Raw genomic sequence first — 19,196 nt, 5'->3', positions numbered from 1 at the left:
AAAATAAACAATACCTTAGTATCGTATTTAACGGCTTAAATTCTATAATCCTATAGATAGGTTTCTTTCCAATTAAGGATAGACTGTAAAGTTAGTTAAAATATTGGTAATATCCTAGTAAATACAAGGCCTTACACATTGAGCACCAATAAAATCCACGTCTATTTTGTCCCTGGTATGGCGGCTAGTCCTGCCATTTTTGACCATATACAATTAGACCCTGAGCTGTTTACTTGTCACTTTCTAAAATGGCATCTTCCAGATAAGAAAACTACCTTAAAAGCATATGCGCAACAAATGGCTCATCAAATTAAACATACAGACCCAGTATTGATAGGGGTTTCTTTTGGTGGATTGGTTGTGCAAGAAATGGCTAAATTTCTAAAGGTTAGAAAGTTAATAATAATTTCTAGTGTTAAAACATATAAAGAGATGCCAAAACGTATTAGGTTAGCACGATTAACTCAAATCCATCGCATTTTTCCGATGTCTATTTTTGAGAACGTAGAGTTTTTGGCTAAATACGCTATGGGAGAAAAAGTCAAAAATAGATTAAAACTGTATCAAATCTATTTAGATGTAAGGGATAGGAGGTATTTGCATTGGGCTATAAATCAAATTGTAAATTGGAAACAAGAGTTGCCTCCTAAAAATATCATTCATATTCATGGCGATACAGATAAAGTTTTTCCTGTAAACAATATAAAGAATTGTATTACAGTTAATAATGGTAAGCATACCATGATAATTTACAGAGCTAAATGGTTTAATGAACATTTACCAGCAATAATTTTAGGAGAAAGTGACGTATTTTCATAGTATCTTGCTTTAAAATAAGAGGTAATAATGAAATATTTAAAAAATATTCTGGCAGGCATAGGGTTCCTTTTTGTAATGGGATCACTTATATATGCAGTACAACAGCAAACAGAAGAAAATGATGAGGAAACTACAATTTCTACATTTAGTAAAGTAGACAAAAATGTGGCAGATACCTATCAAATTAGCGCTATAGATATTCCGGAGAATTTGAATTTTGCTGGAGAGCCGGCGCCAATGGACGACCCAGAAATAGTGGAACGTATAGATAGGGAGTTTTTGGTGAATACCTACTGGCAGAGTAATGCCGTACTTTTAATGAAACGTGCGCACAAATATTTCCCTATCATAGAACCTATATTAGCTAAAAACGGCATACCAGAAGATTTTAAATATTTGGCTGTTGCAGAAAGTGGTTTGCAAAATGTAGTAAGTCCTGCTGGGGCAACAGGTTTTTGGCAGATAATGCGTGCTACAGGACGCGAATATGGATTAGAGGTGAATGATAATGTAGATGAACGATACCATATAGAAAAAAGCACTCAAGTGGCGTGCGAATATTTAAAGCGATGGAAAGATAAGTTTGGTTCATGGACGCTTACTGCAGCTGCGTATAATGCCGGTCCTGGTGGTATTCAAAAATATATGAAAATACAAAACGTGGATGACTATTACGATTTGTTATTGGGGCAAGAAACTGGTAGATACGTTTTTCGTATTATGGCGATAAAGGAGATTCTTTCAAACCCAGAAAAATATGGTTTTCAATTAGAAAAAGAAGATTACTATACACAAGTGCCAACATTTACTGTGGAGGTAGATACGGCTGTAACCAGCTGGGCAGAGTTTGCATCACTTTATGAAATTAACTACAAAGTGCTTAAAAGGCATAATCCTTGGTTGCGAGAGCCGCACTTAAACAACAGTTCTCGTAAAAAATATACCATAGAAATCCCTAACAAGGGGTATTACAGAGAGAGTAAATAATATTTTGTAGGCACAACAAATGAAGAAGATTAAATCTTCTTCATTTGTTGTTGCATCATTTTAATTTGCTCTGTGAGCATGTTGTTTTTGTCTAATTTTTTAGCTTCTTGTAAAAGGGTTGTTGCTTCTCTTTTACGTCTTTTTTGCATAGCAATACCTGCTAAACTTAATTTAGCCATAGCTACATCATAATCCATATTTAGCCCAAGCTTAAGTGCTTTTTTAAAGTATTTTTCTGCTTGCGTTAGATTTCTTTGAGAATAAATAATACCGTGTAAATAGTTGTAATATCCTTGTTGTTTTTTAACTAGAGAAGCTTCTGGATTTTTAATTTTAGTTAACCATTGCTCTGTACCTTCTAAGTCTTGTTTTCTCATTTTTAAGAAAGACATCAATATAATTTCGTTTCTAAAGTATAAGAAAACAAAAATACTAGCCAATAGAATTAATGCAATTCCATTGCCAATATTTCCTTCAATAAATTGATATACAGCATACCCAATAATAAGAGCAGCAATGACTAGTTTTATGTTTTTGTTGAACATAGGGGTGTTGTTATTCTGTAATTAATTCGTAAGTAATTGTTTGTTCTAAGGTGGTAGGTATTTCCATACCGTTCGCCAAGATAACAGATGTTCCGGTTCCTTGGCCAGAAACCATCATTTTATTTATAAATCCAGTAGAGGCATTTGCCTCTACCAATAATTCTTGTGTTCCTGTCAAATCTATAGAAAATCCTGCATCTGCATTTTGCATGGTCATTTCTGCGTTACCAGAAGTAAAAATTGTTTTACCTACTACTTTTTCTAGCGTCCAGTTGTTGGTTGCGGTTATTTTTCCTTTAAAATTGGTTTGCCATTCTTCACCCACTTTTTTGGGTTGTGTAGGGTAGATGTAGGTCATTTGTTCAAAACTGTTCGCTAATCCTGCTGAACTGAATTCTTTACTCAAAGAGTTCTTCATGATTTTTTTAGTATTCTCATCTAAATCGCCTGCATTGTTTACCATATTATCAACCAGTTCATCACCACCGTCTACTGTTATAATTTTACCTTCTCTGGTCATAGTAAGGATTAAAGGTCTATCCACAAGTTGCGCAAACATGTTATAAGTAACATCACCTTCAATAGGATTATTAGTATGCACCTCTATAATCACTCCTTGCAAATTTGACTCCGTTTTTAATCCAAATTCAACAAATTGAAGTTCAATTTTAAAAGCTGAGGGCTCTTTTTCTAGAATTTTAAATTGAAAAATTCCACTTAAATTATTGGTTAATTCGTGTTTTGTTCCTTGAATTTCTTGAGTCATTAACTGTTTGGCTTCTTGTTTTATCTTAAAAACAGCACCAGGCTCTAAGTTATAACCTAACTGTGTTTGGGTGTAACTTGTTGTTATACAAATAAAAAGAAGAATTATTGTTAGGTGTAAGTTTCGACGCCCCACTTTTTTTGGTTTATTTTGTTCTGCAACAAAACTAATACAAACATTTTTTAGAAAGGGTTTGTTAATGCAAAAACTCTTTGTATATTTGCGCCCAGAATTTTTCAAGACGCCTTTGGTTTTATAATAAAAGAGATACAATGAAAAGAACATATCAGCCTTCAAAGCGAAAAAGAAGAAATAAGCACGGTTTTAGAGAGCGCATGGCAACAGCCAATGGCAGGAAAGTTCTTGCTAGAAGAAGAGCTAAAGGGAGAAAAAAACTTACTGTTTCCTCAGAACCACGACACAAGAAATAAATGATTGTCGATAACTTATAAATTAATAGGTGCTACTGTTTCAGTTTAGCACCTTTTTTTTGACCTATATTTAACGATTAAAACAATACCCATAGTAGCATGCCAAAAAGAGAAGACTTAAAATCAATTTTAATCATCGGTTCCGGTCCAATTATCATCGGTCAAGCTTGTGAATTTGACTATTCTGGCTCACAAGCCCTTAGATCTTTAAGAGAAGATGGTATTGAGACCATTTTAATTAATAGCAATCCTGCCACTATTATGACAGACCCGTCAATGGCAGACCATGTGTATTTAAAACCGCTGAATACAAAATCGATTATAGAAATCCTAAAAAAACACCCAAATATAGATGCGGTTCTACCAACCATGGGAGGCCAAACCGCGCTTAACCTTTGTATTGAGGCAGATGAAAAAGGCATTTGGGAAGATTTTGGTGTAGAAATTATTGGTGTAGATATAGATGCAATTAACATTACAGAAGACCGAGAAAAATTCCGTGAGTTAATGCTTAAAATAGGTGTTGGTATGGCACCGCAATCTACAGCAACCTCGTTCCTAAAAGGTAAGGAAATTGCTCAAGAATTTGGTTTTCCATTAGTAATTAGAGCTTCTTTTACCCTTGGTGGGGCTGGAGCCTCTATTGTTTATGAACCAGAAAAGTTTGATGACTTATTGAGTCATGGTTTAGAAGTATCTCCTATCCACGAGGTAATGATAGATAAGGCAATGATGGGTTGGAAGGAATATGAGTTAGAATTGTTACGAGATAAGAATGACAACGTAGTTATTATCTGTACCATAGAGAATATGGATCCTATGGGGATACATACGGGTGATTCTATTACAGTAGCACCTGCAATGACCTTATCTGACCGTACTTTCCAGAAAATGCGAGATATGGCCATTAAAATGATGCGTAGCATCGGGGATTTTGCTGGGGGTTGTAACGTTCAATTTGCTGTAAGTCCGGATGAAGAAGAAGAAATTATTGCCATTGAGATTAACCCAAGGGTGTCTCGTTCTTCTGCATTGGCTTCTAAAGCTACGGGTTATCCCATTGCCAAAATCGCAGCTAAATTAGCTATAGGGTACACACTAGATGAGTTAGACAACCAAATTACAAAGTCAACCTCAGCATTATTTGAGCCAACATTAGACTACGTTATTGTTAAGATTCCAAGATGGAATTTTGACAAATTTGAAGGTTCTGATAGAACATTGGGTTTACAGATGAAGTCCGTAGGAGAGGTAATGGGTATAGGCCGTTCTTTCCAAGAAGCATTGCACAAAGCCACGCAATCTTTAGAAATTAAGCGTAATGGATTAGGGGCAGATGGTAAAGGCTTAAAAGATTACGAAACCATAATACAAAAACTTACTGTTCCTAGCTGGGACCGTGTTTTTGTTATTTATGATGCCATACAATTGGGTATCCCGTTAAAGCGTATTAACGAGATTACTAAAATTGACATGTGGTTCCTTAAACAGTATGAAGAATTACATTGTTTAGAGCAAGAAATTAACAAATATACTATTGCAAGCTTGCCAAAATCATTGTTATTAGAAGCTAAGCAAAAAGGTTTTGCAGACCGGCAAATTGCGCACATGTTAGATTGTTATGAGAGCGAAGTACATAAAAAACGTATGGAGTTCAATATCAATCGCGTGTACAAATTGGTAGATACCTGTGCCGCAGAGTTTACAGCAATGACTCCTTACTATTACTCCACTTTTGAAGAGGAAATAGAAACCGCAGATGGTAAACGTTTTGTAGCCAATGATTCTGTAGTAACAGATAGAAAGAAAATAGTAGTATTAGGCTCAGGACCAAACCGCATAGGACAAGGTATTGAGTTTGACTATTGCTGTGTACACGGAGTTTTGGCAGCAGCTGAGTGCGATTACGAAACTATCATGATTAACTGTAACCCAGAGACGGTTTCTACCGATTTTGATACCGCAGATAAGCTTTATTTTGAGCCTATTTTCTGGGAACATATTTATGATATTATTTTGCACGAAAAACCAGAAGGCGTAATTGTACAACTTGGTGGGCAAACTGCTTTAAAACTAGCAGAAAAACTAGATAGATACGGTATTAAAATTATTGGTACTAGCTACCAATCTTTAGACTTAGCAGAGGATAGAGGTAGTTTCTCTACACTTTTAAAAGAGAATAACATTCCTTATCCAAAATTTGGTACAGCGGAAACTGCAGATGAAGCTTTGGATTTAGCAGATGAGCTTGGATTCCCATTGTTGGTAAGGCCTTCTTACGTTTTGGGTGGCCAAGGAATGAAAATTGTTATAAACAAAAAAGATTTGGAGCAACACGTGGTAGATTTACTGCGTAAGATTCCAAATAATAAGTTGTTGTTAGACCACTATTTAGATGGAGCTATCGAGGCAGAAGCAGATGCCATTTGTGATGGGGAAGATGTGTATATAATTGGTATAATGGAGCATATAGAGCCTTGTGGTATCCACTCTGGGGATTCTAATGCTACCCTGCCACCATTTAACTTAGGGGAGTTTGTAATTCAGCAAATTAAAGATCATACCAAGAAAATTGCTTTAGCGTTGAACACCGTAGGTTTAATTAATATTCAATTTGCTATTAAGGATGATACGGTATATATCATTGAAGCGAATCCTAGAGCTTCTAGAACAGTGCCATTTATTGCAAAGGCTTACGGAGAGCCTTATGTAAATTATGCTACAAAAGTGATGCTAGGCGATAAAAAGGTAAAGGATTTTAACTTTAACCCACAACTAGAGGGCTATGCTATTAAGCAACCCGTATTCTCTTTCAATAAATTCCCTAATGTAAATAAGAATCTTGGTCCAGAAATGAAAAGTACTGGAGAAAGTATCTTGTTTATAGATAGCTTAAAAGATGACGAATTCTATAATTTATATTCAAGAAGAAAAATGTACTTGAGTAAATAATAAGGAAAGTTATTTCATAAAAAATGCCCCGTATATCGGGGCATTTTTATTTTAGGGCTATCGTTTAGGCTTCCCATTCCGTATGGAAAATACCTTCCCTATCAATTCTTTCATACGTATGTGAACCAAAATAATCACGTTGAGCCTGTATTAAATTCAATGGCAAACGTTCAGAGGTGTACGCATCAAAATAGGTTAGCGAATTGGATAAACCAGGTAAAGGAATGCCATTAGTAGCACCATAGGCGACCAATTCTCTAGTAGCTTTCACTGTGTTTTGTACTTTCTCTACAAAGCTTGGTGCCAACAATAGATTTTGTAGTTCTGGATTGGCTTGGAACGCTTCCGTAATGTCTGCCAACAACCCAGCTCTTATAATACACCCGGCTCTCCAAATTTTTGCAATTTCGCCAAGGTTAAGGTTGTAACCATATTCTTTGCTGGCATCTGCTAATTGGTGCATACCTTGAGCATAGGCCATAATAAAAGCAAAGTAAAGTGCATTTTCACTTTTTTCTACTAGTGCTTTTTTCATAACTTCTTCTGGGGTAGGTCTATCATATAGTTCGTCTGCTTTGGTACGTTCTGCCTTTAATGCGGAAATCTCCCTCATACTCACGGCAATATCAATCGTGGGTACGGGAATACCCAAATCCATTGCATTTTGAGAGGTCCATTTGCCAGTTCCTTTTTGCTTTGCTTTATCTAAAATCTGGTCTACCAAATCACCATCGGTTTCGGTGTCTTTTTGTGCAAATATTTCTGAGGTAATTTCAACTAGGAATGATTGTAATCTTCCTTGGTTCCATTTAGCGTAAGTTTGGTGCAACTCTTCGTTGGTAAGATTACCTGCTTTTTTTAGCAAGTCATAAATTTCAGAAGTCAGTTGCATTAGACCATATTCAATGCCATTGTGCACCATTTTCACATAATTCCCTGCCGATTTAGGTCCTAAATAGGCTACACAAGGCTCGTTATTATATTTGGCAGAAACGGCTTCAAAAATAGGTTTTACGTGTTGGTACGCCTCTTGGCTTCCTCCAGGCATAATACTTGGCCCTTTACGTGCACCCTTTGCTCCACCAGAAACACCAGCACCAAAAAAGTTGATGCCTTTCTCCTTTAGATAGGCCTCTCTACGGTCTGTATCTGTAAAAAAGGAGTTCCCTCCATCAATTATAATATCTCCCTGATTCAAAAAGGGTAAAAGATTATCTATAACGCTATCCACAATTTTACCTGCGGGCACTAAAAGCATAATTTTTCTAGGGGTATTCAGTGCATTAACAAACTCCTTAGCGTTGGTGCTTGCATTTACCTTGTCTGGGTCACCACCTTCTTCTATTAAAGCAGTTACCTTTTCTTGGTCCAAGTCGTTACCGAAGGCCGTAAAACCATTATCAGCTACATTAAGGATAAAATTGCGTCCCATAACCCCGAGACCAACCAATCCAAAATCATATTTGTTTGTCATAATTATTGTATTTACGTCTGTTAAGACATTGCTAAGTAAGTGAATTCTGAGAATCTTTACCTAAAATAAATGTTATATTCGACCCTTCAATTGATAGGTGATGGCCAAAACAAAAAAAACAGAAAATCAAATATTAGTAATATTTGGTGCCTCTGGCGATTTAACAGCGCGCAAATTAGTTCCAGCGTTATTCAATTTATACTTATCTGGGCATTTGCCTACCAATTTTGTAGTTCTTGGGGCAAGTAGAAGTGACATGACGGATAAGCAATTTAGAGCTCGCGTAGTTACGCAAAGTGGTTATTTAAAAAAGAAATTTCAAGATTTATCTGAGGCTAAAGTAAAAGCGTTTGCAGATAAATTTTTTTATGAAGATTTGGGAGGTAGCTATGATACCGATTACAGCCAGTTGCGTAAACGCGTAGAAACTTTAAAAGCTAAGTACGAGACCACGGGCAATATAATGTATTACTTGTCCACGCCACCTACCTTATACAAAACCATTGCCCAACGTTTGGCAGATGCGGGTATGAATACACAAAAAAATGGTTGGAAACGCTTAATTGTAGAAAAACCATTTGGATATAGTTTAGATACCGCCAAAGATTTAAATAGTGGCTTACAAGAATTTTTCAAAGAACATCAGATCTATCGCATTGATCATTATCTAGGTAAAGAAACGGTTCAAAATTTATTAGTGACGCGTTTTGCCAATAGTATTTTTGAACCACTCTGGAACCGTAATTATATTCACCATGTAGAAATAACTAATGCTGAGAGTGTAGGGGTAGAAAAACGTGGTGGTTATTATGATAAATCTGGTGCGTTACGTGATATGTTCCAAAATCATTTGTTACAAATTGTTTCTTTAGTAGTTATGGAGCCTCCGATAAGTGATGCTCCGGAAGATATAAGAAATGAAAAGGTGAAAGCTTTAAAATCCCTGCGAGTGATGAAAAGCGTTCAGGAATTATATGACAATACCATCCGTGCGCAATATGTAGAATCTACAATTGATGGAAAAAAGGTAAAAGGTTACCGAGAAGAAGAAGGGGTGGACCCAAATTCTACCACGGAAACCTTTGCAGCGATAAAGTTTTATGTAGATAACTGGCGCTGGAAAGATGTACCATTTTATGTACGTACAGCTAAACGTATGCCAACCAAGGTAACGGAAGTGGTCATTCATTTTAAAACGCCGCATCATCAAATATTCAAAGATTCTGGAATGGAAAACAGGGATAATAAGCTGATTATTCGTATACAGCCAGACGAAGGGATATTGATAAAATTTGGGGTTAAAGTTCCAGGGCAAGGTTTTAAAGTGGAACGTGCCAATCTTGATTTTTACTATTCTAGTTTGGCAGAGACCTACGTTATGGAAGCGTACGAACGTTTAATTTTAGACGCGATGCAAGGCGATGCTACTTTATATGCCCGTGCCGATGAAGTGGAAGCGGCCTGGGAGTTTGTAGATCCAATTTTGGAATATTGGGAAAAAGGTAAGGATGTACGCATGTATGGTTATGCTGCTGGTGTTTGGGGCCCAGAGAATTCTCATGACTTAATAGATGGTATTGGAGAATGGCGTAATCCCGGTCCGCATTTAACGGACGATCCCGGTTATTGTGTAATTTGTTAAGGATTAAAAGAAAATGGAAGTTAAAATATACGAGGATAAGCAAACGGTAGCAACGGAATTTTCTGCTTATTTTGCAGAACAAACAAGGCAAGATAAACCTTTTCATGTAGCATTATCTGGTGGTAGTACGCCTAAAATTGTTTTTGACACGCTTGCAGATGCTTATGGCGAAAATATAAATTGGAAAAATGTTCACTTTTATTGGGGAGATGAACGTTGTGTGCCGCCAACGGATGAACAAAGCAATTATAAGATGACAAAGGAACATTTATTTGATAAAATTGATGTTCCTGAAGAAAACATACATCGTATTTTGGGGGAAAATGACCCTAAAGGTGAAGCCATGCGCTACGCCAACTTGTTAGAGATAAATCTAGATAGGGTAGAAGGCGTACCGCAATTCGATTTAATTATCTTGGGTATGGGAGACGATGGCCACACGGCGTCTATATTTCCGCACGAGATAGAACTTTGGGATGCAGAGGACCATTGCGTGGTAGCTACACATCCAGATTCTGGTCAAAAAAGAGTATCCTTAAACGGGGCTGTAATAAATACTGCTAAAGAAGTTGCTTTTTTGGTTACGGGAGCAGCTAAAGAAGAAAAAGTAGCCATTATACATCAAGAAAAGGAGGGTTTTAAACAGTATCCTGCGGCGTTGGTAAAACCCAAATCGGGTAATTTACTTTGGTTTTTAGATAAAGAAGCAGCAGCTGGACTTTAGTCCAGCGCTAGCTTTATATTCTCTTCTTTAAGTTGACCCAAGTAGTCTTCTACCTTAAAGTTTTTATCATCAAATTTTGTATCGCGTTGAAACATGGCCATTTTACGTTCTATACTACGTGCAAAACGGCGTAATGCTTGTTTATCTTTGATTATAAGTCCCGGAACTTTTAAATTTTTTCCATTATCACCCTTTGCAACCATGGTAAAATAGGACGAGTTACAATGTTTTACTACTCCGGTAGTTACATTTTCTGCTTCTACACGTACCCCAACCACCATACTGGTATTTCCTGTATAGTTAATAGAGGCTTTTAGGGTAAGCAGTTCACCTACTTCTACAGGTTGTAAAAAATCTACTCTGTTAACACTTGCGGTTACACAATAGGCTTGAGAGTGTTTACTGGCACACGCAAAGGCTATTTGGTCCATTAAGTTAAGAATGTGACCACCATGTACCTTACCTCCAAAATTAGAATGAGAAGGCAGCATTAATTCTGTGATAGATACTTGTGACTCTTTGGCCGATTTATACTTTTTCATCCTAATTATTAAAATGAGGTGATTTTTCCTGTTTTACATCGGTTATAAAGTATTTGGTATCTCCCAACCAAAAGAATGTTGAATAACGCTCTATGTAGGTAACTTTCACGTACTCTCCTTGGTAATCTTTTAATTTTTGAATCACCTCTTTTTCAGAATCTTGCACGGAAAACGAAAAGATTTGCGCACCAGAGATACCCTGGCTTATTTCCCCTTCCCAAGTTTTTACCATTACGCCTTTTCTACTAAACTTGATTAACTCTCCAGAGCGGTACCCCTCGCTAAACGGAACATAATAGATGAATGCAAAATAACTGGCCAATCCTACTACAACAGCGGCAATGACTATGAATAAAACTTTTCTCATTATAACTTTAATTTAGATTGTTCTTCTAATTGTTCAGGGGTTTCGTCTTCTAAATCTTCCTTAGCGCGTTTTAAAATAGGTTCTGGTAACGATTTTTTCGCTTTAGCCCCCATTTTTTTAAGTTTCTCTATGCTGGTAATGATGTTGCCTCGACCTTCAAACAGCTTGTTCATGGCACCTTTATATTCGCTTTTAGCCTCGTCCATTTTTTTGCCCACCTTGGTCAAATCATTCATAAAACCTTCAAACTTATCATATAAAGCACCCGCTTGTCTTGCAATTTCAATAGCATTTTTTTGTTGCTTTTCATTGTTCCACATGGTGTCTATGGTACGTAAGGTGGCCAAAAGGGTAGAAGGGGTAACTATGACAATATTTTGCTCAAAAGCTTTATTATAGAGCGTACTATCCTCGTTAATAGCAATGGCGAATGCAGGCTCTATAGGTACGAACATGAGTACAAAATCCGGACTCTCCATTTCATATAAATCTTCATATTTTTTAGCAGAAAGTTGTTCTACATGGCGTCTTAAAGAATTTATGTGGTCTTTTAAAAACCTGGGTTTGTCTATTTCTTCCGCATTGGTAAAACGTTCGTAATCTGTTAAAGAGACCTTAGAATCCACTACCATTTTTTTGCCGTCTGGTAAATGGATGATTACATCTGGCATTACCCTACTACCATCTTCCCTTTTAAAACTTTGTTGTACGCTATATTCACGGTCTTTTTCCAATCCAGATTTCTCCAACACGCGCTCTAGCACCAGTTCCCCCCAATTACCTTGCATTTTGCTATCGCCTTTTAATGCTTTGGTCAAGTTTTCTGCTTCTTGCGTAATTTTTAAGTTTTGGCTTTGTAAATGAATCAGTTGCTCTTTTAAAGCTGAATGTATGCTGATGTTCTCTTTCTGTGTTTGTTCCACCTTACGCTCAAACAGCTGAATTTTTTCTTGTAACGGACTCAAGATTAATTTGATGTTCTTCTGATTCTGTTCTGTGAATTTCGAACTCTTTTCGTCTAAAATCTTATTGGCCAAATTTTCAAAATCCTTGGTGAATTTTTCTTGAAGCTTTTCTACTTCATCTTTTTGTTCTTGATTTACCTGTTGCAAGTGTTCTAAATCTGCTTGGTACCGAACAATTTTATTACCCAAAAGTTCTTTTTCTTGCAGAATTTGACGCTTTTCTTCATCTGAGGCTACCAGTTTTTGATTTAAACTAGTTAATGTGGCGTTCAATTGATTTTCTCGCTCCTGCCATACATCGGTGCTCGACTTTGTTTTTAGCTTTTGAATATAAAGCCCTAAAAAAATGCCTAATCCCAAGCAAACTAAAGCTAGGATAATGTAAATAATAGTAGTGTCCATGGAAATAAAAAAACTTCGGATAAAGATAAAATAATCTGCGCCAAGTAGGGGGCAACTAGGTTATCTATTTTGTGATTTTAAAGCTACCCGTACGTGCATCAAATTGTATTAAATCTTTTGGGAAGAGGTATTCAAAACTTCCTTTTTCTATAAGTTCGCATGGAGCGGCAAAGGCATTTTCTTTTCCATCTAAAAGCAACATATAATCGCATAATTGGATGGCTAGCTCTACCTCATGGGTTGTAAAAACAATGGTGCGTTGGTGTTTTGTTGCAAAACGATGTAAGAGTTTTAAAATATGCACTTTGTGCGATAAGTCTAGATGCGTAGTAGGTTCATCTAAATATACCAAAGGGGTTTCTTGCGCCATAGCACGTGCAATGAGTACGCGTTGCATTTGCCCATCACTCAACTCAAAACAATATTTGTCTTTCAAGTCTTCTAAAGAAAAGATATGTAGCTGTTGTTTGATAATTTCTTTATCATAGCCACCCAATGTGCCTAGCCAGTTGGTATACGGATGCCGACCCATTGCTATTAGCTCTGCAACTTTTAAATTTTTGGTTGCTATGGGGGTAGTTAAAACCAATGCCTGTTTTTGTGCCAAGGTTGAAGATGTATAGTCTGCTATCTGTTTACCGTCTAAGCTTATAGTGCCTGACAATGGAGGTTGCATACCAGACAGTGTACGTAAAAGTGTAGATTTTCCTATTCCATTAATGCCAACAATTGCCGTTAAGGATCCCTTTGGTATACTAAAGTTTAATTTGTTGGCAATGCTGGTTTTACCGTAGCCTATATTTAAATCCTCTACTTGGATGTATTTTTCCATTAAAACAGCATTTTACGTTTTCTTACCAATAGCCAAATTACAACAGGCGCACCAACAATAGAAGTGATGGCATTAATAGGTAATACAGTGGCAGAAGTTGGCAATTGTGCAATAGTATCGCAAATAAGTAACAATAAGGCACCGTATAAAAATACGGCAGGCAATAATATTTTGTGGTCCATAGTTTTGAACCATTGCCTGGTTAGGTGTGGAACGGCAAGCCCAATAAAAGCAATTGGTCCGGCAAAAGCTGTAATGGCACCAGCAACTATTCCTGTGGCAATAATTATAAAGAATTTTGTCTTTTTTACTGGAATACCCATGCTTTGCGCGTATTGTTCGCCCAAAAGAAAGGCGTTTAACGATTTTATACAAAATAGGCAAATGGTAAGCCCTACGAGTAATAGCAGTGCCAAAACACCTACTTTTTGCCAAGATAGATTGCCCACAGAACCATAAGACCAAAAAATAAACCGTTGTAATTGTTCAGCTTTGGAAAAGTAAGACAGAATACTAACTACAGCAGAAGTTATACTACCGAACATTAAACCGATGATAAGTAAGGCCATAGTATCTTTTACGCTATTGGCAACTACTATAACAATTAAAAGTACCAGAAAACTACCTAAACTTGCAGCTATGGCAATAGCTACATCATTTAACCAAAATAATTGGGTTAAGCCCAAACTAGTACCACCCAGTAGTAGTAAGGCTGCCCCTAAACTTGCTCCAGAGCTAATACCCAATACAAAAGGACCTGCTAAAGGATTCCTGAATAAGGTTTGCATCAAGAGTCCGCTCACTGCTAGCCCACCACCTATTAGAACTGCTGCAATGGTTTTGGGTAAGCGATAGTTCCAGATAATATACTCCCAGCCCTTTTCGGTTGTTGGTTGCCCCAATAAAATACTAAAGGTGTCGCCTAACGGAATGGAAACAGAACCTAAGCTTATGCTAATTAGCATACACAAGAGTAAGAGTAGAGTTAGCCCAATAAAGCCTAATTTATAAGACGATGGTTTTGTCATTACCGCAAAGGTGTAAAAAAATACGGGTTATAATTAGGTAAAAGGTCTGGATGAAGCCAATGTACCAAATCTTTTAAGACCAAATCTGGTCTCTGTGGGGCTAATTCGTAATATAACAAACCGCCGGTAAGCCCTTTGGTGTTAGAAAAGGTATATACTTTTTTATCTGTAAATGCTTTAAATTGTTGGTAATGTGGGTTAGCAGCATTCATTTCTTGGTAAGCGGTAAATTGCGCAGGTCCAATCCAATAATCTGCTTGGGTTCCTTTTTGTAAAACGGCTTCTACACTTAAGGCCAAGCTACCATTGCCTTTAGTATCTCTATATAGATAATTACCGCCAGCGTCTGCTATAAACTTGGCGGCCCAACTTTCTCCGGTAGGCATATACCAAACGTCTTTGTACAATGCACCAGATATTACCGTAGGATTATTGGTTTTGTTCTGCGCTAGTTTTTTAGTAGCGTTATAGTCTTTGGCAATCTGGGTAAAGATACTGTCTGCTTGTTTTTCTTTTCCTAATAGTACACCAAAGAATTTTATCCATTCCGCTTTTCCTAACGGATGTGTTTCCGCCCAATCACCATTGTATACAACTGGAATATTGGCTTGTTCTAAAGTGGAGTAGGTACTATTTTGGTTGTCTATACTGAAACCTATGATAACATCGGGCTGTAAGGCAATGGTCATTTCTGTGTTTAACTTTTCATTCTGCCCAAGTTCTTTTATTAGCCCTTTTTTAATTCGCTCTCTAGCCGGCATAGAAGAAATGTATTTCGTGTCTGGGAAACCAACCAACTTGTCCAATTCGCCCAAACTTTCTAAAGCAGGAATATGGGTGGTAGAGGTTACAACTAGTTTTTTTATCGGTGTGGTAATTACCGCATCATAAGCGTCTGCGGGGAATGTAATAGTTGGTAAAATAGAATCTGGAATTACCGCATAGGTAAATGCTTGTTCGGCACCCGGCCAAGGTTTGTTCACTTTTATGATAGGATAATTGCCATTTATATCTATAGAAAATCCATCAGCATACGCAACTTTTAAAAATGATTGTTGTGATTTTGAGTTGGTGGGTAGTTGCTCTTTTTTAACATCGCTCTTACAAGCATTAAAAAATAACACAATTGCAAGTGCAAAAAGTGGTATGGTAAAGGTCCGTTTCATGCACCAAAAGTAAATGAATTTAATTTTTATGAAATAACCTTAAACAAAATATGTAGTTTTGCCCGGATTTTTTGGTTCAGTTGTCTAGTGCAATTGATTAAAAGGGAATCTGGTGCAACTCCAGAACTGTTCCCGCAACTGTAAGTTTATACCAAACTAGAGTTTGGTTCCCCAAAAGGGATGCTGTTTTCTACAAAACCACTGTCTGGTTTTTAGGATGGGAAGGTAAAATAGCATAAAACAAGTCAGGAGACCTGCCAAAATTCATTAATTAAACTAGAAAAGCCTTCGGGATAAAGGTTTTAGAGTTATGAAAACTATTTACTCTTTTATTCTTTTTTTAGCTTTAGGTACTAGTTGCCTTCAAGCACAGGATGTGCCTATAACCCAATTGAAGGAAGTTGTAGTTGCAGATAGTCGCTTGCAAAAATTTAGTGATGGACATCAAAAAACGGAACTTAAAGATTCTATTTTAAAGAAAAATGACCCATTGTTGGCCAATGTTTTGGGTTTTAATACTCCAATTTACTTTAAACAAAATGGTTATGGTATGGTGGCGTCACCTTCATTTAGGGGGACCAATGCATCTCATACTGCAGTTGTATGGAATGGTATAAACGTGAACAGCCCTTTAAATGGACAAATAGATTTTAATACCATTAATGCACTAAACTACGATGCTATTACTGTTAAAAGCGGTGGAGCTAGCGCTCAATATGGAACAGGTGCTATTGGAGGCAGTGTACATTTAGGTAATGAACTCAGATTTAATGCAAAAACACATACTAAATTGTTTGCTGGTTACGGTAGTTTTAACACCCTTAATACAAGTGCTAAACACCATCTTAGTTCAGATAAATGGGCTTTTTCCTTAGCGGTTAATCAATTACAGTCAGACAATGACTATAAATATTTAAATACAAATCAAATAAATGAAAATGGAGCGTTCTCCCATACGGGAATAAATATGAATGTAGCTCACCGTTTGCGTGAGAATCAAATTTTAAAAATATACCATCAAACGCAACTAGGAGAACGTGAATTTAGCGGCACGCTTACAGCACCATCCAGAAGTAAGTATAAAGATTTAAACTTAAAAACTCAGCTGCACTTGCATTGGAAGCATCAGAAAGCGACTTCTCAAATACGTTTGGTCCACTTGTTTGAAAAGTACAAGTATTTTGAAAACAAGCAAAGCGATTTTTTTTCTTTTGGACAAGTGAATACGTTGCTAGCAAGATATGAATGGGAAAAAAATATAAGCCAGAAATGGACGTTAAATTCATTTTTAGAAGCAACTCATTTGGTAGGTGAAGGTTCTTCCATAGAAAAACCAAACAGGAGTAATGGTGGAGGTACATTTTTAGTAAAATATAAAAATTTAGACCGCCTAAATGTTACTTTACAAGCAAGAAAAGATTTCAATTCAGAATTTAGTTCTCCTTTAATTTTTGGAACAAACGGAGAATGGCAAATATCTAACAACTATGCACTAAGGTGGAATGCATCTCGTAATTATAATCTGCCTACGTTTAACGATTTGTATTGGCAGCCCGGTGGTAATTTAGAGTTGATTCCAGAAAATTCGTATCAAATAGATATTGGTAATGCTTTAGATTTCAATAATCTCGAAACAGCTTTGCATGGTTTTTTGATAAAAACAAAAGATATGATACGGTGGTTGCCAAACTCTAATGGCATTTGGTCCCCTGTTAATGAAGATAGTGTTACCATTTATGGCTTAGAATATAAACTTAATTATGCTGCAGCGTTTTTTCAAAAACTACAATTCTCTTCTAGCCTTAATTATAGTTTTACACGTTCTATAGATGATACAACAGACTTGCAATTATTTTACGTGCCCAAACATAGAGGTAATGTAAATATTGATTTTTACTATGGAGGCGTTCGTTTTTCTTACCAGCAATTGTATAACGGAGCTGTTAGGGTAATTGGGAATGAGTTAGAAGATTATACTGTAGCCAATGCAAGTCTTTCAATCCCGTTAGTCAATAAAAAGTCGCTCCAAACTACGCTGGGAATAAGAGTGCAAAATTTGTATAACACCTATTACGAAAATGTTGCTTTTAGGCCGATGCCAAATAGAAACTATAATTTTTTACTAACACTTAACTTTTAAATATGAATATGAAAAAAATCTTTTTAAGTATTATCACAGCAGGTGTACTATTGGTCTCTTGTTCTGATGATGACGATGTAACCTTACCAGAAGGTACTGTAAGTATTTCTTTATCTACTACTACCGTTAATGAAGAAGACGGAGATGTGGAAATTACATTAAATACTAATAATCCGTTTTTGACTGATGTAGAAATTGCATACGAATTATCGGGTACCGCTACCATTAATGAGGATTACACTATTGCTACTAGCCCCGTAACCTTGTCAGCAGGTGCAACTACCGTTAATATTACCCTATCAATAATTGATGATGAAACGGTAGAATTAGAGGAAACAATCACCATAGCAATTACCGGTATTACTGGTGATGACATGGCGGAATTTGTTGATGAAGAATTGACCATAACCCTAGTTGATAATGATAGTTATCCTTACGAAAATGGATTATTGTTGTTGCATGAAGGTAATTTTGGCCAAGGAAATGCCAGAATAGATTTCTTATCTAATGATTTACAAACAAATCAAACTTCAATTTTTTCTGAGGTAAATGGGAGACCATTAGGGGATACGGGACAAAGCATTGCATTTAGTGGAGATGTGGCTTATATCGTTTTAAATAATTCACAGAAAATAGAAGTAGTAAATCGTTTTACATTTGAGTCAATTACTACTATTGATAGTGGATTGCTAAACCCTAGATTCATGGCAATTGTAGGGAAAAAAGGATATGTTACTAATTGGGGAGACGGTACCAATCCTGACGATGATTATGTTGCTGTTGTAAATTTAACCACCAATAGTATAGAAAGTAATATTGCTGTTGCTGAAGGTCCAGAAGCTATTTTAGCCAATGGAGAAACAGTATATGTTGCGCATCAAGGAGGTTTTGGACAAAATAATATTGTTTCCGCAATTAATACTACAAATAGTGCTGTTGTTGAAATAACTGTAGACGATTCTCCAAATTCCATGCAGCTTACAGCAGAGGGAGAATTATTTGTGTTGTGCGGAGGTGTACCATCTTGGGCAGGTACTGAGTCTGGCGGGTCTTTAATTGTTATTGAAACAGCGGATAATACAGTTGCTAGGACACTAGAATTTTCAGAAACGGAGCACCCAGGTAGCCTAGAAGTTGATGCAGACGGGGAGTTATATTATATGGTAGCTGGTAATTTGTTTACCATGAATGTAGACGCTACCGAATTGCCAACAAATCCCATTCTTACCGGCAAATTTTGGTATGGTATGGATATAATTGGTACAACCCTTTACGGTTCTGATGCTAAAGATTATGTAAGTAATGGAGCAGTGGAAGTTTATGATTTAACAGATATTTCCTTGATTTCAACCCTAGATGTTGGCGTTATTCCAGCTGCCGTTTATGAGAATGTCTCTTCTAACTAAATAAAGAA

17 protein-coding genes and 1 riboswitch are annotated in these 19,196 nt (G+C 36.6%); of the genes, 8 read left to right on the top strand and 9 right to left on the bottom strand.

Translation table 11 applies throughout. The features are described from left to right. The first annotated feature begins 138 nt into the window (after positions 1–138). Positions 139–819, top strand: a complete 681-nt coding sequence (locus HCO57_RS15165) for an alpha/beta hydrolase (protein WP_167989731.1) — start codon at positions 139–141, stop codon at positions 817–819. 27 nt (positions 820–846) lie between these two features. Continuing rightward, positions 847–1,806: a lytic transglycosylase domain-containing protein gene (locus HCO57_RS15160; RefSeq protein ID WP_167989730.1), complete on the top strand. Its 960-nt coding sequence runs from the start codon at positions 847–849 to the stop codon at positions 1,804–1,806. Between the two features lie 29 nt (positions 1,807–1,835). On the opposite strand, the gene HCO57_RS15155 is transcribed toward HCO57_RS15160, so the two are convergent. Together HCO57_RS15155 and HCO57_RS15150 are read right to left on the bottom strand one after the other, a co-directional pair. Next, on the bottom strand, positions 1,836–2,351 hold the full coding sequence (locus HCO57_RS15155) for a DUF2892 domain-containing protein (RefSeq protein ID WP_167989729.1): 516 nt from the start codon (positions 2,349–2,351) through the stop codon (positions 1,836–1,838). Between the two features lie 10 nt (positions 2,352–2,361). Continuing rightward, positions 2,362–3,252, bottom strand: a complete 891-nt coding sequence (locus HCO57_RS15150) for a DUF6263 family protein (RefSeq protein WP_167989728.1) — start codon at positions 3,250–3,252, stop codon at positions 2,362–2,364. A gap of 137 nt (positions 3,253–3,389) precedes the next feature. Here HCO57_RS15150 and rpmH point away from each other — a divergent pair, with 137 nt between their 5' ends. Next, positions 3,390–3,548 carry a 50S ribosomal protein L34 gene (gene rpmH / locus HCO57_RS15145; RefSeq protein ID WP_082433296.1) on the top strand — a complete coding sequence of 53 codons (159 nt, stop codon included), beginning with the start codon at positions 3,390–3,392 and terminating at the stop codon, positions 3,546–3,548. A gap of 99 nt (positions 3,549–3,647) precedes the next feature. Then, positions 3,648–6,500 (top strand): carbamoyl-phosphate synthase large subunit, encoded by a 2,853-nt coding sequence (gene carB / locus HCO57_RS15140; protein WP_167989727.1) that lies wholly within the window; start codon positions 3,648–3,650, stop codon positions 6,498–6,500. Positions 6,501–6,564: 64 nt separating this feature from the next. Here the strand turns inward: carB and gndA are convergent, their stop codons facing one another. Beyond that, positions 6,565–7,974, bottom strand: coding sequence for an NADP-dependent phosphogluconate dehydrogenase (gene gndA, locus HCO57_RS15135; protein WP_209066179.1), 1,410 nt, complete (start codon positions 7,972–7,974; stop codon positions 6,565–6,567). Positions 7,975–8,074: 100 nt separating this feature from the next. Between gndA and zwf the strand changes: the two genes are divergently transcribed. Together zwf and pgl are read left to right on the top strand one after the other, a co-directional pair. Further along, positions 8,075–9,616, top strand: a complete 1,542-nt coding sequence (gene zwf / locus HCO57_RS15130; RefSeq protein WP_167989726.1) for a glucose-6-phosphate dehydrogenase — start codon at positions 8,075–8,077, stop codon at positions 9,614–9,616. Between the two features lie 13 nt (positions 9,617–9,629). Continuing rightward, entirely contained in the window at positions 9,630–10,340 is a 711-nt protein-coding gene (gene pgl / locus HCO57_RS15125; RefSeq protein WP_167989725.1) for a 6-phosphogluconolactonase, read from the top strand. On the opposite strand, the gene HCO57_RS15120 is transcribed toward pgl, so the two are convergent. The 6 genes from HCO57_RS15120 to HCO57_RS15095 form a co-directional block, all read right to left on the bottom strand. Then, positions 10,337–10,882, bottom strand: coding sequence for an acyl-CoA thioesterase (locus HCO57_RS15120; RefSeq protein ID WP_136951522.1), 546 nt, complete (start codon positions 10,880–10,882; stop codon positions 10,337–10,339). The two genes, pgl and HCO57_RS15120, sit on opposite strands and share 4 nt — an antisense overlap. A 1-nt stretch (position 10,883) precedes the next feature. Continuing rightward, positions 10,884–11,249 carry a 6-phosphogluconate dehydrogenase gene (locus HCO57_RS15115; RefSeq protein WP_136951523.1) on the bottom strand — a complete coding sequence of 122 codons (366 nt, stop codon included), beginning with the start codon at positions 11,247–11,249 and terminating at the stop codon, positions 10,884–10,886. Beyond that, positions 11,249–12,616, bottom strand: coding sequence for a DNA recombination protein RmuC (gene rmuC, locus HCO57_RS15110; protein ID WP_167989724.1), 1,368 nt, complete (start codon positions 12,614–12,616; stop codon positions 11,249–11,251). Before rmuC ends, HCO57_RS15115 begins: the two co-directional genes overlap by 1 nt. A 64-nt stretch (positions 12,617–12,680) precedes the next feature. Continuing rightward, complete coding sequence (locus HCO57_RS15105) at positions 12,681–13,448, bottom strand: ABC transporter ATP-binding protein (RefSeq protein ID WP_167989723.1); 768 nt, start codon at positions 13,446–13,448, stop codon at positions 12,681–12,683. Beyond that, entirely contained in the window at positions 13,448–14,476 is a 1,029-nt protein-coding gene (locus tag HCO57_RS15100) for an iron ABC transporter permease (RefSeq protein WP_167989722.1), read from the bottom strand. The genes HCO57_RS15105 and HCO57_RS15100 overlap by 1 nt, the downstream gene beginning before the upstream one ends. Beyond that, the gene (locus HCO57_RS15095) at positions 14,476–15,642 is read right to left on the bottom strand and encodes an ABC transporter substrate-binding protein (RefSeq protein ID WP_167989721.1); all 1,167 of its coding nucleotides are present in this window, start codon (positions 15,640–15,642) and stop codon (positions 14,476–14,478) included. Before HCO57_RS15095 ends, HCO57_RS15100 begins: the two co-directional genes overlap by 1 nt. A gap of 55 nt (positions 15,643–15,697) precedes the next feature. Beyond that, a riboswitch (cobalamin riboswitch) is annotated at positions 15,698–15,919 on the top strand. 33 nt (positions 15,920–15,952) lie between these two features. On the opposite strand from HCO57_RS15095, the gene HCO57_RS15090 reads away from it, so the two are divergent. Further along, positions 15,953–17,782: a TonB-dependent receptor plug domain-containing protein gene (locus HCO57_RS15090; RefSeq protein ID WP_167989720.1), complete on the top strand. Its 1,830-nt coding sequence runs from the start codon at positions 15,953–15,955 to the stop codon at positions 17,780–17,782. 8 nt (positions 17,783–17,790) lie between these two features. Continuing rightward, on the top strand, positions 17,791–19,188 hold the full coding sequence (locus HCO57_RS15085; protein ID WP_167989719.1) for a DUF5074 domain-containing protein: 1,398 nt from the start codon (positions 17,791–17,793) through the stop codon (positions 19,186–19,188). The last annotated feature ends 8 nt before the right edge of the window (positions 19,189–19,196 follow it).

Origin of the sequence: Croceivirga sp. JEA036, assembly GCF_011882165.1 — a bacterium.
In the GTDB taxonomy this organism is placed as follows: domain Bacteria; phylum Bacteroidota; class Bacteroidia; order Flavobacteriales; family Flavobacteriaceae; genus Croceivirga.
This window is presented reverse-complemented; position numbering and strand designations above follow the sequence as displayed.

Coding starts and splice junctions, on each gene's coding strand:
- rpmH (WP_082433296.1), top strand. CDS start 3,390: ATGAAAAGAACATATCAGCCTTCAAAGCGAAAAAGAAGAAATAAGCAC.
- HCO57_RS15085 (WP_167989719.1), top strand. CDS start 17,791: ATGAAAAAAATCTTTTTAAGTATTATCACAGCAGGTGTACTATTGGTC.
- gndA (WP_209066179.1), bottom strand. CDS start 7,974: ATGACAAACAAATATGATTTTGGATTGGTTGGTCTCGGGGTTATGGGA.
- HCO57_RS15100 (WP_167989722.1), bottom strand. CDS start 14,476: ATGACAAAACCATCGTCTTATAAATTAGGCTTTATTGGGCTAACTCTA.
- pgl (WP_167989725.1), top strand. CDS start 9,630: ATGGAAGTTAAAATATACGAGGATAAGCAAACGGTAGCAACGGAATTT.
- HCO57_RS15160 (WP_167989730.1), top strand. CDS start 847: ATGAAATATTTAAAAAATATTCTGGCAGGCATAGGGTTCCTTTTTGTA.
- HCO57_RS15095 (WP_167989721.1), bottom strand. CDS start 15,642: ATGAAACGGACCTTTACCATACCACTTTTTGCACTTGCAATTGTGTTA.
- HCO57_RS15155 (WP_167989729.1), bottom strand. CDS start 2,351: ATGTTCAACAAAAACATAAAACTAGTCATTGCTGCTCTTATTATTGGG.
- HCO57_RS15105 (WP_167989723.1), bottom strand. CDS start 13,448: ATGGAAAAATACATCCAAGTAGAGGATTTAAATATAGGCTACGGTAAA.
- rmuC (WP_167989724.1), bottom strand. CDS start 12,616: ATGGACACTACTATTATTTACATTATCCTAGCTTTAGTTTGCTTGGGA.
- HCO57_RS15090 (WP_167989720.1), top strand. CDS start 15,953: ATGAAAACTATTTACTCTTTTATTCTTTTTTTAGCTTTAGGTACTAGT.
- HCO57_RS15115 (WP_136951523.1), bottom strand. CDS start 11,249: ATGAGAAAAGTTTTATTCATAGTCATTGCCGCTGTTGTAGTAGGATTG.
- zwf (WP_167989726.1), top strand. CDS start 8,075: ATGGCCAAAACAAAAAAAACAGAAAATCAAATATTAGTAATATTTGGT.
- HCO57_RS15120 (WP_136951522.1), bottom strand. CDS start 10,882: ATGAAAAAGTATAAATCGGCCAAAGAGTCACAAGTATCTATCACAGAA.
- carB (WP_167989727.1), top strand. CDS start 3,648: ATGCCAAAAAGAGAAGACTTAAAATCAATTTTAATCATCGGTTCCGGT.